The sequence below is a fragment of the Sulfolobus sp. B1 genome (assembly GCF_007050195.1).
Taxonomy (GTDB): Archaea; Thermoproteota; Thermoprotei_A; order Sulfolobales; family Sulfolobaceae; genus Saccharolobus.
In genome coordinates, this window is sequence record NZ_QIMI01000266.1 from 1 (window position 1) to 1,176 (window position 1,176).

The following is a 1,176-nucleotide window of genomic DNA, read 5'->3' on the forward strand; positions in this document are numbered from 1 at the left end:
AGGATGCTAACTCGTTTGGATGGTGCTCATCATTATAAGAGTTTAGCTGAAAATTTGCAAATGATAAGGGATGGAAGGAGAATGACAGGATTTTAAACAGAATTAAGGCTTTCCACAAGAAGGCTAAGAACATATTGGAGGATTCTGTTAGGAAAGTTGGGAAATGGATTGTTGATATGGCTACGTCATTTAACGTTTCAGCAATTTTTTAGAGGATTTAAATAATATGATTAAGAGTGTTAAGAGTTTGTCAATAGAATTTAGGGATAAGCTATATTTGATGTAGTATCGTAGGGTAACAATATTGAATTGAATGGGAGGCTAAAAAGTATGGTCTTAAAGTTGTTTATGTTATCCCTAATTTTTCCTCTACCATTGTCCTAAATGTGGCAAGGATATGAAAGAGGTCGCTTATAGGTATTTGCGTTGCTCAAAATGTTGCTATGAGAACGATAGGGACGTAATTGCAACTATGAATTTATATAGTCCTCTGGGCCTCCCAATATATGAGAGGTGTAAACACGAATTGATGATGGGAGCCCTGCATGGTGGGAAGGAAGTCAGTTCATCTTCCTAACAGTTAACCATATAAAGCATTAAAGAATAGTAGTTATGTGGGGCCGTAGTCTAGCCTGGACTAGGACGCCAGGCTTGGGCCCTGGTGATCAGGGGTTCAAATCCCCTCGGCCCCATTTACTATATTATTAGATCTTTGTTTTTGTTAAATACAAAATTTTAATCTATATTCTGCTGTAAATACCAATAAATTCTGAGGCAAGGAGGTTTTAAATTATCTTCTACTAATCTAATCTTAGCGTTTTTGTTATATACTTTGAGTTTAGCGTTATAACTTCTGAGCAGATTTGGTCATTCGAAGTCACTTTTAAAAGATGTCTCGGATATATTCTAGGCGAATAGCTTACGCTACCATCTTAACTATAGCGTTCTCGTTTATTATGCGTTTAAGTATAGGTTATTATAGATCATTTTGACATAGATCATTTTGACTATGTGTAACATATTTCGATATCTTTCAGTTGGTTTTCTTAATCTAATTTTGTTAACGTTATATTTCGAATAATTCCATTTTCCATATTATATAGAATAAACTAAATTAGCAAAAAATATTGACTATTTTATTAACAGCGTTAATTTAAACTAATAAAGAGTTTATAA

Annotated in this window: 1 protein-coding gene and 1 tRNA gene; both read left to right on the plus strand. The window is 33.6% G+C overall.

The annotated features are described in order from the left end of the window. Positions 1 to 397 precede the first annotated feature (397 nt). Complete coding sequence (locus DMP16_RS11580) at positions 398 to 577, plus strand: hypothetical protein (RefSeq protein ID WP_231961256.1); 180 nt, start codon at positions 398 to 400, stop codon at positions 575 to 577. Between the two features lie 39 nt (positions 578 to 616). Continuing rightward, positions 617 to 692: transfer RNA gene (locus DMP16_RS10075), tRNA-Pro, on the plus strand. The last annotated feature ends 484 nt before the right edge of the window (positions 693 to 1,176 follow it).